11 protein-coding genes are annotated in these 15,565 nt (G+C 39.9%); 6 read left to right on the top strand and 5 right to left on the bottom strand.

Features of this window, described 5'->3' with window-relative positions; genetic code table 11:
* The first annotated feature begins 1 nt into the window (after position 1).
* Positions 2 to 1,825 carry an arylsulfatase gene (locus KO513_RS17470; protein WP_215914530.1) on the top strand — a complete coding sequence of 608 codons (1,824 nt, stop codon included), beginning with the start codon at positions 2 to 4 and terminating at the stop codon, positions 1,823 to 1,825.
* Positions 1,826 to 1,828: 3 nt separating this feature from the next.
* Complete coding sequence (locus tag KO513_RS17465) at positions 1,829 to 3,151, top strand: Gfo/Idh/MocA family protein (RefSeq protein WP_215914529.1); 1,323 nt, start codon at positions 1,829 to 1,831, stop codon at positions 3,149 to 3,151.
* Between the two features lie 3 nt (positions 3,152 to 3,154).
* On the opposite strand, the gene KO513_RS17460 is transcribed toward KO513_RS17465, so the two are convergent.
* A complete protein-coding gene (locus KO513_RS17460; protein ID WP_215914528.1) occupies positions 3,155 to 4,018 on the bottom strand; it encodes an AraC family transcriptional regulator in 864 nt (287 codons plus the stop codon).
* A gap of 231 nt (positions 4,019 to 4,249) precedes the next feature.
* Between KO513_RS17460 and KO513_RS17455 the strand changes: the two genes are divergently transcribed.
* The 4 genes from KO513_RS17455 to KO513_RS17440 all read left to right on the top strand — a co-directional run bounded on the left by KO513_RS17455 (position 4,250) and on the right by KO513_RS17440 (position 12,038).
* Positions 4,250 to 7,498, top strand: coding sequence for a DUF1553 domain-containing protein (locus KO513_RS17455; RefSeq protein WP_215914527.1), 3,249 nt, complete (start codon positions 4,250 to 4,252; stop codon positions 7,496 to 7,498).
* A gap of 25 nt (positions 7,499 to 7,523) precedes the next feature.
* Entirely contained in the window at positions 7,524 to 9,038 is a 1,515-nt protein-coding gene (locus KO513_RS17450) for a DUF1501 domain-containing protein (protein ID WP_215439196.1), read from the top strand.
* A 64-nt stretch (positions 9,039 to 9,102) separates the two neighbouring features.
* A complete protein-coding gene (locus KO513_RS17445) occupies positions 9,103 to 10,206 on the top strand; it encodes a 6-bladed beta-propeller (RefSeq protein ID WP_215914526.1) in 1,104 nt (367 codons plus the stop codon).
* A 152-nt stretch (positions 10,207 to 10,358) separates the two neighbouring features.
* Positions 10,359 to 12,038 (top strand): sulfatase family protein, encoded by a 1,680-nt coding sequence (locus KO513_RS17440; protein WP_215914525.1) that lies wholly within the window; start codon positions 10,359 to 10,361, stop codon positions 12,036 to 12,038.
* Positions 12,039 to 12,126: 88 nt separating this feature from the next.
* Here KO513_RS17440 and KO513_RS17435 read toward each other — a convergent pair whose 3' ends face one another.
* From KO513_RS17435 to KO513_RS17420, 4 genes are all read right to left on the bottom strand, one after another.
* Complete coding sequence (locus KO513_RS17435) at positions 12,127 to 12,468, bottom strand: L-rhamnose mutarotase (RefSeq protein WP_215914524.1); 342 nt, start codon at positions 12,466 to 12,468, stop codon at positions 12,127 to 12,129.
* Positions 12,468 to 13,814 (bottom strand): L-fucose:H+ symporter permease, encoded by a 1,347-nt coding sequence (gene fucP / locus KO513_RS17430; RefSeq protein WP_215914523.1) that lies wholly within the window; start codon positions 13,812 to 13,814, stop codon positions 12,468 to 12,470. The genes KO513_RS17435 and fucP overlap by 1 nt, the downstream gene beginning before the upstream one ends.
* 25 nt (positions 13,815 to 13,839) lie before the next feature.
* Entirely contained in the window at positions 13,840 to 14,634 is a 795-nt protein-coding gene (locus tag KO513_RS17425) for an SDR family oxidoreductase (protein WP_215439211.1), read from the bottom strand.
* Between the two features lie 87 nt (positions 14,635 to 14,721).
* Complete coding sequence (locus KO513_RS17420; RefSeq protein WP_215914522.1) at positions 14,722 to 15,549, bottom strand: amidohydrolase family protein; 828 nt, start codon at positions 15,547 to 15,549, stop codon at positions 14,722 to 14,724.
* Positions 15,550 to 15,565 lie beyond the last annotated feature (16 nt).

Here is a 15,565-nt window from a genome sequence, read left to right as displayed (position 1 = left end):
AATGAAAAATAAATTAGGTACCAAGTTTGGCCTTTTAGTCTGTTTTCTAGCCCTACTATCTTGTGGGCAGAAAAACAAAACCGAAACCGTATCCGTTATTGAAACGGACGACCAAAAACCAAATGTGATTATTGTATTTACAGATGATCAAGGTTATGGAGATTTAGCATCACATGGCAACCCAATACTAAAAACTCCTAATTTGTCTGCTTTTGGTAAAGACGCTTTGGAGCTTACAAATTTTCACGTGGGCACGACTTGTGCGCCTAGTCGGGCAGGACTTATGACAGGGCGTAACGGCAATAGGAACAATGCTTGGCATACTATTGGTGGATGTTCTATCTTGTTGGAAGATGAAACCACCATAGCGGAAGTGTTTGAAGACGGGGGGTATAAAACAGCTATGTTCGGAAAATGGCACTTGGGGGATAATTACCCGTACAGACCTTTTGATAGAGGGTTCCAAGAAACGCTTTATAATGGCGGAGGAGGTGTGCAGCAAACTCCGGATTATTGGAACAATACCTATTTTAACGACACCTATTTTAGAAATGGTGTTCCAGAAAAAGTGGAAGGATACGCAACGGATGTCTGGTTTAACGAGGCCATTAAATATGTACAGCGTACGAAAGAAGAACCTTTCTTCCTGTATTTACCACTTAACGCGGCACATTCACCCTTTAACGTTCCGGAAAGTTATGCCAAACAATACGAAGATGCTCCGTTAACCGATGTTCAGAAGCGTTTTTATGGAATGATTACCAATATTGATGAGAACTTTGGAAAGTTGGTCAATTTTTTAAAAGACGAAAAATTATTTGACAATACTATAATCATATTCACAACGGATAATGGTACTGCTGCAGGAATAGCAAAAAGCAAGGATGGAAGTGTTTTAGGTTACAACGCTGGTTTGCGGGGTACTAAAGGTAGTCACTATGACGGAGGACATAAGGTGCCATTTTTTATAAGCTGGCCTAAAGGCAATATAAAAAAGGGAACTACGAGTAATGAATTGGTAGCCAATGTAGATTTGTTACCTACACTTTCCAAAATGGCAGGAGTATCTTTTCAGCCTAAAAAACCTTTGGATGGGGCAGATATGTCAGCCGTATTAAAGGAGGGTGCAGAAAGTAAGGAGCGTATGTTGGTTATAGATACGCAGCGTACTCAATGGCCTGAAAAAGGTAAGAACAGCTGTGTTATGAATACGGAATGGCGATTGATCGGTGGTACCGAGCTATATAATATTGTTGATGATCCGGGACAAAAAAATAACGTTGCGGACCAACATCCGGACATGGTTAAAAAAATGCAGGCTTTTTATGATCAGTGGTGGTCCGGTATAGAACCCGAAATGAGATATGCCGAAATTCCTATTGGTCATGAAGAAGCAAATCCCGTTACGATTACAGTTCATGATATGCATACAAAAGAGAACATACCTTGGAACCAAGTTCAAATTCGTGAGGGGGAGTTTTCTCCGGAAGGCTATTATAGCGTGAATATTGTTGAAGATGGTGAGTATGAGTTTAAATTGTATAGATATCCACCAGAATCGGGCTTGTCTCTTAATGCTGCTTCAGATGTTATTATGGGATCATCAACGGTAAATGAATTGCCTGTAGGAAGGCGCATCAATTTTAAGGGTGCTCAAGTGAAACTAGGTAATGTTTCTCTAGAAGGAAATGTTGACCTGGACAAACCCTATGCACAGCTACAGGGGGAATTGAAAAAAGGAAGCTACGAGCTTAATAGTCATTTTATTACGGATGAAGGAAACGCGTTTTCCGCATATTATATTGTAATCGAAAAAAAAGGATAACCCATGAAAAAGGCCAAGAAAAATATTGAAACAAATTCAAAAAAGACGGATTCATTATCCCGAAGGTCATTTCTTTCTAAAACGGCTCTAGCTGCGGGTGCTATAAGTATTGTTCCCAGACATGTTTTAGGTAGGGGTTTTGTCGCGCCAAGCGATAAGGTAAATTTAGGATACATTGGCCTTGGTAAGCAAAGTATAACGCTGTCCAATGCTTTTTTAGAAAATACAGACGAAGCGCAAATCGTAGCTGGTTCCGATGTGTGGACAACTAAAAACGATTGGTTTAAGGCACATGTAAGTAAATTGTATGCAGATAAACGCAAACAGAACAACTATAAAGGCCTTACAACAACAGGAAATTATCTTGAAATTTTAGAAAGAGATGACATAGATGCCGTAGTGGTTGCAACACCTGATCATTGGCATGCCATACAGGCCATTGGGGCTATGGAGGCTGGCAAGCACGTGTATTGCGAGAAACCTTTAACGTTAAAGATTCAGGAAGGCATAGACATGGTAAGCACCGTTAAAAAAACGGGTAAGGTTTTACAAACAGGGAGTATGCAGCGTTCGTGGGCCACGTTCCAAAAAGCTACGGAAATGGTAAGGAACGGTCATTTAGGTGATATCAAAAAAGTACTTGTTAATGTGGGTGACCCTGCTATTCCATTCAATATGGATTCTCAGCCGGTACCTTCTCAAATAGATTGGAACCAATGGTGTGGTCCGGCACCGTTATTGCCCTATAATGAAAGACTTGCGCCTCAGGAAAGCAAAGCGTTCTTTCCAGATTGGAGACTGTTTAGTGAGACCGGAGGTGGCATATTAACGGATTGGGGTGCTCATATGTTTGATATTGCCCAATGGGGATTGGGAATGGATAGAACTGGTCCGGTAAAATTTATTCCTCCTGCGGATAGAAAAGCGGTAAGAGGTATGCAGATGTTCTATGAAAATGGAGTTGAAATGGTTCATGAAGATTTTGGTAGGGGATGGGGTGTTCGGTTTATAGGGACCAAAGGTAACTTGGATATCAGTAGAAGTTATTTGGAAACAGACCCGCCTAAGATTTTAAAATCTCAGGTAACGGATAAAGAGGGGCTGAAATCTAGAGGCAATCATTATCAGAATTGGATAGATGCCATAAAAAAAGGTACCCCCCTTATTTCCGATGTTGAAATAGGCCATCGTTCCGCGAGTGTGGGTAACATTTGTAATATAGGGTATCAATTGGGCCGCACCTTGGAGTGGGACCCAAAGAAAGAAAAATTTATAGGTGATAGTGAGGCCAACAAAATGAAGAGTAGAAAAAATAGAAAATATTAAAAATCAACCTCCGGGTCTTTCTTTTCTGAACGTTCCGGGGGTGATTCCATTTTTTAATTTGAACATTCTAGAAAGATAGGAAATGGTGCCTAGACCAGTCTTTTCTGCAATTTCCGCTAAGGTATTGTTTGTGGTGAGCAATAAGGTTTCCGATCGTTCAATACGTATGGTCTGTATGTATTTGCTGGGCCTGATTCCAAATTTCTGCTGAAATACCCTAGAAAAATGATCGGCACTCAGGTTACTGTGTTTGGCAAGGTCCGCTACGGTAAGGGGCTCATGTAAGTGTTCTTTAATATAGTTAAGTACCTCGTGAAAATCACTTCTAATATTCAACTTGGAACTTTTACTGTTTTGTATAAATGTGGCAAACAAGAGTTGAAGAAGTCCCTGAGTCTCAATAAACGACTTGGTAGAGAGCAAATCGTTCTTTTTTACGGTGTCAAGTAGAAATTTTTGCTTGTCATAAATAGTAGGGTCATCGTCTACCAAATAACGCTTTGGGTGAAGTTCTATAACCTTTTTAAAATATCCATAATGGTCGTTATTTGCTTCAATACCATACCTAAAATCTTTCATATCATAAATGGAAAGCCCATCGCCAACCTCTTCTAAAAAATGAATGTAATAAAGTTCTAAATGGTCATCACACCTATACCGGCTGTAGGTAAAGCTGGGTACAAGATATAGATAGCCTGGTTCTAGGTCAAACTCTTCGTAACTGTGGTATATTTTGGCGGTTCCTTTTGTTACCAAATAAAGTCGGGAAAAAGGGCTGATTACGTTGTCGTAATCCCATGTGGAATCTAATTTTCCGTATCCACCATGTAGAAAGGTCAATTTTAAGGATTGCAGAATTTTATTCATACACTATTTACTTCTTATCGGATTTTATGCACTTATAATCGTTATGTAAAGATAGTAATTATGCTTTCAATAATTGATTTTCAGGGCTTTTTGAGTTGTAAAGTATTTTTGTGCATAATGCGTTCGTGATTTAAAAATGTCGGAATTGTACAACTCATAGCCTGATTTATGCAAGAAATTGACAAAACAAATACTTTAAGTTTGTGGAAAACATAAAATTTCTCATAAAGAATGTTCAAATTATCAAATTATTTCATTTTTTCTTTGGCTTTGATGCTATTCTCCTGCGGTGGCCCGGACCTTCCAGAGGATGTAGAACAGGCCTATGAGACGCTTCCGGAAAAGGTAGATTTTAATCAGCATGTAAAACCTATTTTATCCGATAAATGTTTTATTTGCCATGGTCCGGATAAAGCAAAAATAAAGGGTGGCTTACAGTTGCACGACCCTGAATTTGCATATGCCGAATCCATTAATACACCTGGGTTGTTCTCTATTGATCCTGGAAACCCTGGAAACAGTGAGGTGGTTAAAAGAATCTTGACAGATAATCCGGAAACGATAATGCCTGCGCCTTCATCGCATTTAAACTTATCGGCCTATGAAAAGGCTATGCTGGTAAAGTGGATAGATCAAGGTGCGGAGTACAAAGATCACTGGGCATTTTTAAAACCGGAAAAGCATCAGGTTCCAAAAGTAAAACAGACCGACTTTGTTCAGAGTCCTATAGATAATTTTGTATTGGCCAATTTAGAGGAAAAAGGAGTTTCTCCATCTAAAAAAGCGAGCAAGGAGCTGTTGCTAAGAAGGGCTTCTATTGATCTAACAGGCTTGCCTCCAACTTTGGAGGAAATGGAAGCTTTTGTAAACGATGACGCACCGGATGCTTTTGAAAAACAGATAGACCGTTTATTGGCTTCTCCGCATTATGGGGAACAGATGACTCTGGACTGGATGGATGTTGCCCGTTATGCAGATACGCATGGGTACAGTAACGATAGATATAGAGATACCTCGCCATGGAGAGATTGGGTTATAGAAGCGTTTAATAAAAACATGGCTTATGATGAATTCCTCACATGGCAATTAGCGGGAGATTTATTTGAAAACCCCACACGGGAGCAAAAACTGGCCACTACTTTCAACAGGTTGCACCCTCAAAATTTGGAAGGTGGTATTATAGATGAAGAATTTAGATCGGAATATGTTGCGGATAGAACCGCTACGGTAAGCCAAGGAGTATTGGGGTTGTCATATGCTTGCGCTAAGTGTCACGACCACAAATACGATCCTATTTCTCAAAAGAACTATTTTGAGATGTACGGCTTTTTCAACAACGTAGATGAGACGGGATTGATTCCTTGGGATTTAGCTACTCCAGTTCCGGCCATGTTACTTCCCACGGAAGAACAGGAAGGGGTGCTTGCTTATCTAGATAAAATTGTTGAGGAATCCGAAGACAAAGTTGAGCGCACCGCTAAAACTGAAAATGAAAAGTTTGAACAGTGGTTGGCGGGTAATTCTTTTAAGAACATTCCGGTTAAAGGTAAGCCGCGTGGGTTGATTGCTTCTTTTAATTTTGATAACCAAAAATTGGTGAACACCGCTGGCGGAAATGGCAAAAACCATATTCGTATGCGTCAGCAGTTTGTAGATAACGAGAAACCTGTTTTTAAAGAGGGAGCTACAGGTAAAGGGCTATTTATGGATGGGGATACGTGGTTGGACCTAGATAAAATTGGAGTCTACAAACGTAACCAGCCTTTTAGCGTTTCTATAAAAGTCTTTATTCCCAAGGACCTTGAAGATGGAGTTATATTTCATAAGATGCAAGGGCCTGAATTGCATAGTTTTAGAGGGTACCACTTAAAAGTAAAAGAGAACAGGTTAGAAGCGTTGTTTGCCCATGTGTGGCCAGATAATTCAATGGTAGTAGAGTCCGTTAAGGAGATTCCAAAGGAAAAATGGGTGCAGGTTACGCTTACCTATGACGGTTCCAGTAAGGCAAAGGGAATAGGGATTTATATGGATGGCGAAAAACTTGAAACCACTACTTCTTTTGATAACCTGTACAAGGATATTGTTTTTAACAATATGAACAATTATATCTATAAAGAAACCGTAGAACCTGGTTTAAGAATTGGAGCTATATGGAGAGGAAAGGGCATTGGTAATGCTGTTGTAGATGATATAATGGTTTTTGATAATGAATTGAGTGCTGTTGAAGTAATGCAAATAAGCACTACAGATCGGCTTAAAAACTTAATCGCCAAAACAAAAGAAACACTTACCGAACAAGAAAAAGAGCAGCTGGCTCAATACTATTTGTTCAATAAATCTCCAAAATACAATGAAGCTCTTGCTGTTTTGGAGGAGAATCGTAAAGCCTTAGTAGATAGTATAGAGCCTATTAAGCAAATAATGGTGATGAAAGAACGTAAAACACCTAGACAGACCTATATTTTGGATAGGGGTAATTACGATTCACCAACAGATTCAGTTTTTCCAAATGTTCCAACGGAGATATTTCCAATGGCAGATAGTTTACCTAAAAATAGGTTGGGCCTTGCCAAATGGATTACAGATAAGGACAATCCGTTAACGGCTAGGGTAGCGGTAAACCGTTATTGGCAAAATCTCTTTGGAAGAGGATTGGTAAAGACTTCTGAGGATTTTGGTAATCAAGGTGAATTGCCAAGTCACCCTAAACTGTTGGATTGGTTGGCTCTTGAATTTGTAGAGTCCGGCTGGGATGTTAAGGCATTGCATAAAACTATAATGTTGTCCAGCACCTATCAACAAAGTTCCGTGGTTAGTGAGGAGCATTTAAAATGGGATGGTGAGAACAAATGGTTAGCAAGAGGACCTTCCACACGATTGTCCGGAGAAATGTTAAGAGATAATGTACTATATGCGTCCGGTCTGTTGAACGAGACCATAGGAGGAGAAAGTGTTAAGCCGTACCAACCAGAAGGACTATGGAAAGTAAACGGAGATACTTACGTTCAAGATGGGGAAGAAGGTCTTTACAGAAGAAGCATGTATACCATTTGGAAGCGTACGGTGCCTAATCCTACAATTTCAACTTTTGATGCCCCTACAAGGGATTTATGTACCAGCAGAAGGCAAAAAACCAATACGCCGTTACAGGCCTTGGTAATTTTGAACGACCCTACTTACATTGAAGCTTCAAGGGTTTTAGGAAAACAAATGGCGGAAGCTAAAGACGTAGAGACCGGTATTGCCCAAACCTTCATGAAATTGGCAGGAAGAAGTATTACGGATCAAGAACTTGAGGTTCTTGCTCAATTACGAGAACAGGAATTTGAAAAGTTCAATCAAAATTTAGATAAGGCCAAAGGTTGGTTGCAGACCGGGGCGTTTAAAATTTCCGAAACCGATGATAAGGCGGCTATAGCTGCAAACGCCGTAGTGGCAAGTACCATTATGAATGCCGATGCCAGCATCACCAAACGATAATTGTTAACAGCAAACAAAAGAAACTATGTGTAATCATCATCACAATAAACTGACTTCCAATAACCAGGATTTACAAAAAATCGAAAGGCAACTGGATAGAAGACATTTTCTTAAAAAGACATCACTTGGTATTGGTGCCATGGCGTTAGGAAGTTTACTGGGCGCAGAAAAAGCATTTGCCGGTATAGGTAAGAACAGTACGGAAGAAGAGATTTTAAAGGTTTACAATAAAAACCGATTAGGTCTACCGCATCATGCGCCTAAGGCCAAAAGAATTATTTATTTATTTCAGAGTGGAGGCCCATCTCAGATGGATTTGTTCGATTATAAGCCAAAGCTTACCAACATGTTCGGTCAGGAATTACCACCGTCCGTGATAAGTGGTCAAAGACTTACGGGTATGAGCGGTAGCCAAAGTACATTGCCTATAGCGCCTTCTACTTTTAAGTTTCAGCAATATGGGGAGTCTAGAGCTTGGGTGAGCGATGCTATGCCGTACCTATCCGAAGTGGTAGATGATCTGTGTTTTATTAAAAGTATGCAAACCGACCAAATTAACCATACCCCGGCCATTACATTTATGCAAACGGGTAATCAATTACCAGGTAGGCCTGCTATTGGTTCTTGGTTAAGTTATGGTTTAGGTTCGGACAATGAAAACTTGCCAACTTTTATTGCATTGGTTTCTAAAAACGGAAAAGGACAGCCTCTAAAAGCAAGTTTATGGGGGAACGGCTTTTTGCCAACAGAGCACCAAGGAGTACAATTTAGGTCGGGTAAAGACCCTGTTCTCTATTTAAGCGATCCAGAAAATTATGATGGCAATGACCGTAGGGATATGCTGGATTATTTAAAGAATTTGAACGACCTACAGACGGATGCCTTTGGTGATCCAGAAATTCAGTCCCGTATGGCCCAATACGAAATGGCCTTTAAAATGCAAACTTCCATACCTGAGGTAACCGATCTAACAAACGAGCCCGAATATATTTTTGATATGTACGGCAAAGATAGTAGGGATCCCGGTACGTATGCGGCAAACTGTCTAATGGCAAGAAAACTGCTTGAAAAAGGGGTTAAGTTTGTACAACTGTACCACCAAGGTTGGGATCAGCACAACTATTGTCCAGGAGGAGTAAAAAGTCAATCTAAAAAAACAGATCAGGCCACTGCTGCCCTGATCAAGGATTTAAAGCAAAGAGGTATGTTTGAGGATACCCTTGTAGTTTGGGGAGGAGAGTTTGGCCGTACAGTGTATTCCCAAGGTCAGTTAACAAGCGAAAACTATGGTAGAGATCACCATCCAAAAGCATTTACCATGTGGATGGCCGGAGCAGGAGTGAAGCCTGGGTTTACCTATGGAGCAACTGATGACTTTAGTTACAATGTAACCAAAGACCCTGTTCACGTGCATGATTTTCACGCTACACTTATGCATTTGTTCGGTATAGATCATGAGAGGTTAACGTTTAAGCATCAAGGAAGGCGCTATCGTCTAACAGATGTTCACGGTCATGTAGTTAAAGATTTATTGACCTAGATTTACCTGTTTTTGACCAGTATTCATTGTATTTTACCATCAAAATAAAAATCATCAGTATCCTATGAACAACAGAAGGAGTTTTTTAAAAAAATCCGCCTTGGGCGCCACAGCTTTATCCACAACATCATCTTTCGGGTTTAATATTCTAAAAAAAACTGTTCTTGAGGACCAAATTATTGGTCATGGAGATTTCAAATACAAAGTGGTGAAAGACTGGGCCCAGATGTCTGTTGCACATAATCCAATTTTAAACTGTCATGAAATGCAGATGGACAGTAAAGGCAGGCTCATTATGTTGGGAGACCATACGGATAATAATATTTTGGTTTTTGATAAATCCGGAAAATTGTTGGATTATTGGGGTACGCGCTATCCTGGTGGGCATGGGTTAACCCTTCATGATGAAGGGGGAGAGGATATGTTGTATATCGTAGACTGTGGCTGGTTTGTAGACCGTACCGGAAAATGGAGTAAACAAGCAGGTTCTGTTAGTAAGACTACTGTAGACGGGAGGCTTTTATTTAATTTGCCCGATCCACATACTATTGGTGTATATACCAAAGAGCAAGAGTATTTACCCACGGAAACTGCCATTGGCCCTAATGGCGATATCTATGTAGCAGATGGTTACGGGTCTGATTTTATTCTTCAGTTTAGCCCTAAAGGCGAATTTGTCCGTAAATGGGGAGGTCACGATAACAGCGATAAAAACTATGATTTGCATAATGCCCACGGAGTGGCAGTAGACTATCGTGATAAACAAAACCCGGTACTTGTGGTTACATCACGTTCGGACAAGAGCTTTAAATTTTTTACGCTTAATGGTAAGTTTATCAAAACCGTAGAGTTGCCCGGGGCCTATGTATGTAGACCCGTGCTAGACGATGATAATATCTATGCTGGGGTTTGTTGGTCAGAAAATAAGGCGGGCCACCGCTTTAGTAATTCGGGGTTTGTGACCATTATGGATGGTAGTAATAAAGTAGTTTCCAATCCTGGGGGAGATGCGCCTGAATATAAGAATGGCAAGCTTCAACAAATGTATCAATCGGAAAAGGCCATATTTAATCACGGACATGACGTTTTCGTTGATGAAGATAAGAACCTTTATGTCTGTCAATGGAATGCCAACAGAACGCCTCCAATCAAATTAGAGCGGGTGTAAATTCTATATTTTTTTTTCTACGCGTAGGGTTAAAGCCATTTGTGGTAATCAAATGATCATATCTTTTAGCACCCTCTATGAAATATGTGTAATTTTCGAGTTGAAGTCTTCAGACTTCGATCAAACACTTATAAACTAAATTCAAAAGTTAAATGCGCAGCAAAAAAAACAATGTACTGTATGCACTGTTGCTACTAATTGTGTTTTCGTCCTGTAAAGAGGAAAAGGCAGTAATTACCGAAAAAAAACCGAACATCATCTACATTATGGCGGATGACCATACCACTCAAGGTTTTGGTATCTATGGGAGCCGCTTGGCTAAGTTAAACCCTACGCCAACTCTGGATAAAATTGCCAATGAAGGAATGATTTTTGACAATTGCTTTGTTAGTAATTCTATCTGTACGCCCAGTCGCGCCGCTATTATCACCGGACAAAATTCTCAATTGAACGGGGTTCTGGATTTAGATGGTCGTATAGAGCCGGCACGCCAGTTTTTACCAATAGAAATGAAAAAGTTGGGGTACCAGACCGCTGTAGTGGGTAAATGGCACTTAAAAGAAGAACCTGCCGCTTTTGATTATTATAAAGTTTTACCGGGGCAAGGAAAATATTTTGATCCTGAATTTAGGGTTCGTGGTGATCAGCCATGGCCTAAGAATACGGTTCAGACCAAAGGTCATTCATCAGATATGGTTACCGATATTTCTTTAGATTGGTTAAAGAACGAAAGAGACCCTAACAAACCTTTCTTCCTAGTGCATCAATTTAAGGCTCCGCATGACGATTTTGAAAATGCACCGCGTTATGAAGAGTATTTGGCCGATACGTTTATTCCTGAGCCGGAGAGCCTTTACGAAAGAGGAAACAACGGTTCTGTTGCCACAAGAGGAAAGAATGATTCTTTAACCAGAATTATTGGTTCGTCCGTGTCACATAGAAACTTGATTCGTAATCAGGCTATGAATATTTATGTGGATAGCTCAATTCACCGTTCATACCGCGATGCGGATAAAATTAGGCCTGAAGAGTATGTAAAGTGGGAAATGGATGATGAAGAAAGAAAATACACGAGTAAAGTGTACCAAGACTATGTAAAGAAATATTTACGTTGTGTAAAAGGAGTAGATGATAATGTAAAACGCTTAATGGACTATTTAGAGGCCGAAGGTCTAATGGATAATACTATTATTGTTTACACCGGTGACCAAGGATTTATGTTGGGAGAACATGATTTTATTGATAAAAGATGGATGTACGAAGAGTCTATGCGTATGCCGTTCTTTGTGCGTTACCCAGAAAAAATTAAAGCGGGAACCCGTACCGATGCAATCATCAATAATACGGATTTTGCTCCAACGCTAATTGAATTGGCCGGAGGAAGCACTCCTGATTATATGCAAGGGAAAAGTTTTAAAACCATCTTAGAAACAGGAGAAGAACCGGAAGATTGGCAAAAATCTACCTACTACAGGTATTGGATGCACATGGCTCACCGTCATCAAAACCCGGCACATTTTGGAGTACGCACCAAAGATTATAAATTAATATTTTTCTATGGAAAATATTATGTAGATACCACAGACCCTAATGCGGAATGGGATAGGGAAAACTGGGGCAATGATTTTGATACCGATACCCCTGCGGGTTGGGAATTTTATGACTTAAAGAAAGATCCCAAAGAAATGAACAACGCCTATGCAGATCCAGCATATGCGGAGACCATTGCAGGTTTAAAGAAAGAATTACTTAGACTTCGTGAGGACTTGAACGAAACGGATGAGAAATATCCTCATATTCAAAAAGTTATTGATGCCCACTGGAACGATTAATTACTTCCGGTTCGTATAAAAAACTGAGCGTAGTCCAACCGAAAATTCGGAATAGACTACGCTCAATTTTATTTTATGGATGCTTGGTTTAGAGCTTAAAGATACGCTCTAGTTCAATCCATTTCTCACCGTTTTTGGCCCAAGGAAGCCCTTGCTGGTATTTCCACATAAGTTGTTCCCATTCCTGTACGGCAGGGTTGTTAGCGTCCATCTCAGCTTTCTTTTCAGGGTCAAAAGTTTCATCAACTTCCATAATCATGAACATGCGGTTTCCTGTCAAGAAAATTTGCATATCCACGATACCGGCATCTTTTATACTTTTGGTTATAGCGGGCCTGGCATTACCTTCTGCATGGTACTCTTTGTACTCCGCAATAAGCTTTGGGTCATCTTTAAGGTCACATGAATAACAATATCTGGTAGTTTTCATTATGCTGCAATTTTAGTTTTGGTTACTTTATAGGCGTACATACCGTAGAAAGCTACAAATAGAAGACATATCATTGGTAACAGGAAAGAAAAATGAATTTCGGTAATGTTTCCGGCTATTTTATCACCAAAAACTTCCTGTCCGTTTACAGTATCACCAAAGTCCATTATACTGGCTTGTAGCTTTGGTAAAAAGGCACCTCCTACAATAGCCATAATAAGTCCGGATGAGGCCAATTTGGCTTCCTCGCCCATATCTTTAAGGGCAAGTCCATATATTGTTGGGAACATAATAGACATGAATACAGAAACGAAAACCAAGAATATCAAACTAATGATACCGGTAGACATGATAATACCGCCACACATAAGGGCAGCCGCAATACCAAAATAAGCCAACATTTTTGCCGGGTTTATTTTTTTCATCAAAGCAGTTCCTATAAAACGGGTGGTTACAAAAGATACCATTGCGGTTATGTTCCACCAAGTGGCATCAACTCCTAAACTCTGCGATTCGTTAAGATATTCTACCAACTGAAAAATGGCCGTCCAACACATAATCTGTGCTCCTACGTAAAACATCTGTGCAATGACCCCCAATAGAAAGGTCTTACTTTTAAAAATTCTGTCTAAAGATTCTTTAATGGATAAATGGTCTCCCATGACCATGGCCGGAATTTTAGTTTTCCAAATGACAAGAAAAACCAAGGCTACAAAGATACCAACCGCTATGTACGGGCCACTAATTACATTGAGATCAAAGGCCTTTATTTCAGCGGCCTTTTCGGTACCTAAAGCCACAATTTCAGAACTGTCTGCATAATCTGCGGAAAGGATTCTATCCAAAACAACAAATTTAGCGATCAGCATACCCGTAAGTGAACCGATTGGGTTAAAAGACTGCGCCAGGTTTAATCGTTGGGTAGCAGTTTCTTTGTCTCCCATGGAAAGAATAAGTGGGTTTGAAGTGGTTTCCAAAAAGCCCAATCCGCAAGTGATGACAAACAATGAAATTAGAAAATACGTGTACGAACCATTTTCTGCGGCAGGATAGAAAAGGATAGCTCCAAGCGCATAAAGGGCCAGACCAAGTAATAATCCAGATTTATAACTAAACTTACGGATAAACAATGCGGCTGGAATTGCCATAACACCATACCCGAAGTAAAATGCGAACTGTACGTTGTAAGCTTCTTCGTTTGAAAGAATCATAACCTTTTTAAAGGCCGCCACCATGGGGTTTGTTAAATCATTGGCAAAGCCCCAAAGTGCAAAAATTGATGTTGCAGCAATAAAGGGAACGAGCAAATTCTTAGGAACTACGGGTGTTTTGGTGTTCTTTGTCATTGGTATATTTTTAAGTTGGTTGCGTTTAATCTTCGGTAAGTAGTGAACGGTCTAAATGCACATAGCCTCCGTCTACAAAAATAAACTGACCGGTAGTGTGAGATGACCTGTTTGAGATAGTGAACAAGCAAGTATCCGCTATTTCGTTGGTACTCGTCATTCTATTTTCTAAAGGAATTTTCTTTACAATAGACTGAAGTTTTTCTTCTCCATTAGGCAGCGTGCGAATCCAAGTATCATACGACGGAGTCCAACTTTCGGCTATTATAATGGCGTTGGAACGAATATCATGTTTTATTAAATCAACCGCCCATTCACGGGTTAGACCGAGAACTCCACCTTTGGAAGCGGCATAACCAGAAGTCCTACCTTGACCGGTAAGGGCTACTTTAGAGCCAATGTTCAGTATGTTTCCTTTAGACGCTATTAATGAAGGCAACGCGTGCTTAACGATAAGAAAATAGCTTACCATATTCAGTTTTAACGAATCCATAAACTCTTCGTAAGTGGCATCAAGCCCAACTCCGTCATTTACACCTACGTTATTAATGACAACATCTATACGACCATACTTTTTTACAATGGTAGAAACGGCGTTTTCAATCTGGACGGGATCGGTTACATCAGTTTGACAGAAAATGGCATCTATTCCTTTCTCTTGAATTTTCTCAACATATCCAAAACCTCGGGCATTACGGTCAATTACGGCCGGTATGGCTCCTTCTTCGGCTAAACGCTGCAATATGGTTTCGCCAATACTGCCTTCTTTTCCGGCAGCTCCGCTAATTACAACTACCTTATCCTTTAAATTTAAATCCATTGTTTTGTTGTTTTATAAATTGCTCAGAGTATAATTTGAGATGTTTCAGTAGTTGAAAACTATCTCATTTTGCCCTGCATAATTTGTTTATATATTATAGAATGCCTGAGCATTTCCCCCCATGATCATCTCTTGGTCTTGGCTGCTAAGCGTTGCAATAAAATGGGTTACAATGCTTTTTACTTGACCGTAATTTCCAGCTACGAGGCAAACGGGCCAATCAGACCCGAACATGATGCGTTCACTTCCAAAAGACTCTAGAACAAGGTGCATATACGGTTGTAGTTGTTCTGAAGTCCATAATTTATAATCTGCTTCGGTAATCATTCCGGAGAGTTTACAGTACACGTTTTCCTGTTTTCCTATTTCTTTCATCAAAGCGGCCCATCCGTCGTAAAAACCATCTTTAATGTAGGGTTTGGCTATATGGTCAATAACAAATCTTTGATTAGGAAATTTTTTTACAAACTCTAGAACAGAGCCTAGCTGATGCGGAAAAACCAAAATATCATACGTATGGTCATATTTTTCAAGTTTGGAAATCCCTCTTAAAAAATCTGGTCGTAACAAGAAGTTATGATCGGCTTCACCTTGTACTACGTGTCTCCACCCTTTAAGATTTTTATCGGTACTATATTTTTCCAATACGGAATCAATAGTTTCGGATTTTAGATCTGACCAACCAACAACACCTTTAATGAAATTATTCTGCTTGGCCAGATCCAATAAAAAATCGGTTTCTACCAGAGTTTGGTCCGCTTGCACGGCTACGCAACCATCAATTGAATTCTCCTCATATACCTTTTTAAGCTTATTGGGAAGAAAATCTTTCCGGATAGCTGCCATGTTATCATCTATCCAAGAATGTTTAACCGGTTCATAGTGCCAAAAATGTTGGTGACTATCTATTGTCATTTTTCTTTTTTTAGAA

The sequence above is a fragment of the Zobellia sp. B3R18 genome, from assembly GCF_018860715.1.
Classification (GTDB): domain Bacteria; phylum Bacteroidota; class Bacteroidia; order Flavobacteriales; family Flavobacteriaceae; genus Zobellia; species Zobellia russellii.
This window is presented reverse-complemented; position numbering and strand designations above follow the sequence as displayed.

Excerpts from the sequence above, each read along its gene's own strand:
- KO513_RS17470 (WP_215914530.1), top strand. The coding sequence starts at position 2 with ATGAAAAATAAATTAGGTACCAAGTTTGGCCTTTTAGTCTGTTTTCTA.
- KO513_RS17465 (WP_215914529.1), top strand. The coding sequence starts at position 1,829 with ATGAAAAAGGCCAAGAAAAATATTGAAACAAATTCAAAAAAGACGGAT.
- KO513_RS17460 (WP_215914528.1), bottom strand. The coding sequence starts at position 4,018 with ATGAATAAAATTCTGCAATCCTTAAAATTGACCTTTCTACATGGTGGA.
- KO513_RS17455 (WP_215914527.1), top strand. The coding sequence starts at position 4,250 with ATGTTCAAATTATCAAATTATTTCATTTTTTCTTTGGCTTTGATGCTA.
- KO513_RS17450 (WP_215439196.1), top strand. The coding sequence starts at position 7,524 with ATGTGTAATCATCATCACAATAAACTGACTTCCAATAACCAGGATTTA.
- KO513_RS17445 (WP_215914526.1), top strand. The coding sequence starts at position 9,103 with ATGAACAACAGAAGGAGTTTTTTAAAAAAATCCGCCTTGGGCGCCACA.
- KO513_RS17440 (WP_215914525.1), top strand. The coding sequence starts at position 10,359 with ATGCGCAGCAAAAAAAACAATGTACTGTATGCACTGTTGCTACTAATT.
- KO513_RS17435 (WP_215914524.1), bottom strand. The coding sequence starts at position 12,468 with ATGAAAACTACCAGATATTGTTATTCATGTGACCTTAAAGATGACCCA.
- fucP (WP_215914523.1), bottom strand. The coding sequence starts at position 13,814 with ATGACAAAGAACACCAAAACACCCGTAGTTCCTAAGAATTTGCTCGTT.
- KO513_RS17425 (WP_215439211.1), bottom strand. The coding sequence starts at position 14,634 with ATGGATTTAAATTTAAAGGATAAGGTAGTTGTAATTAGCGGAGCTGCC.
- KO513_RS17420 (WP_215914522.1), bottom strand. The coding sequence starts at position 15,549 with ATGACAATAGATAGTCACCAACATTTTTGGCACTATGAACCGGTTAAA.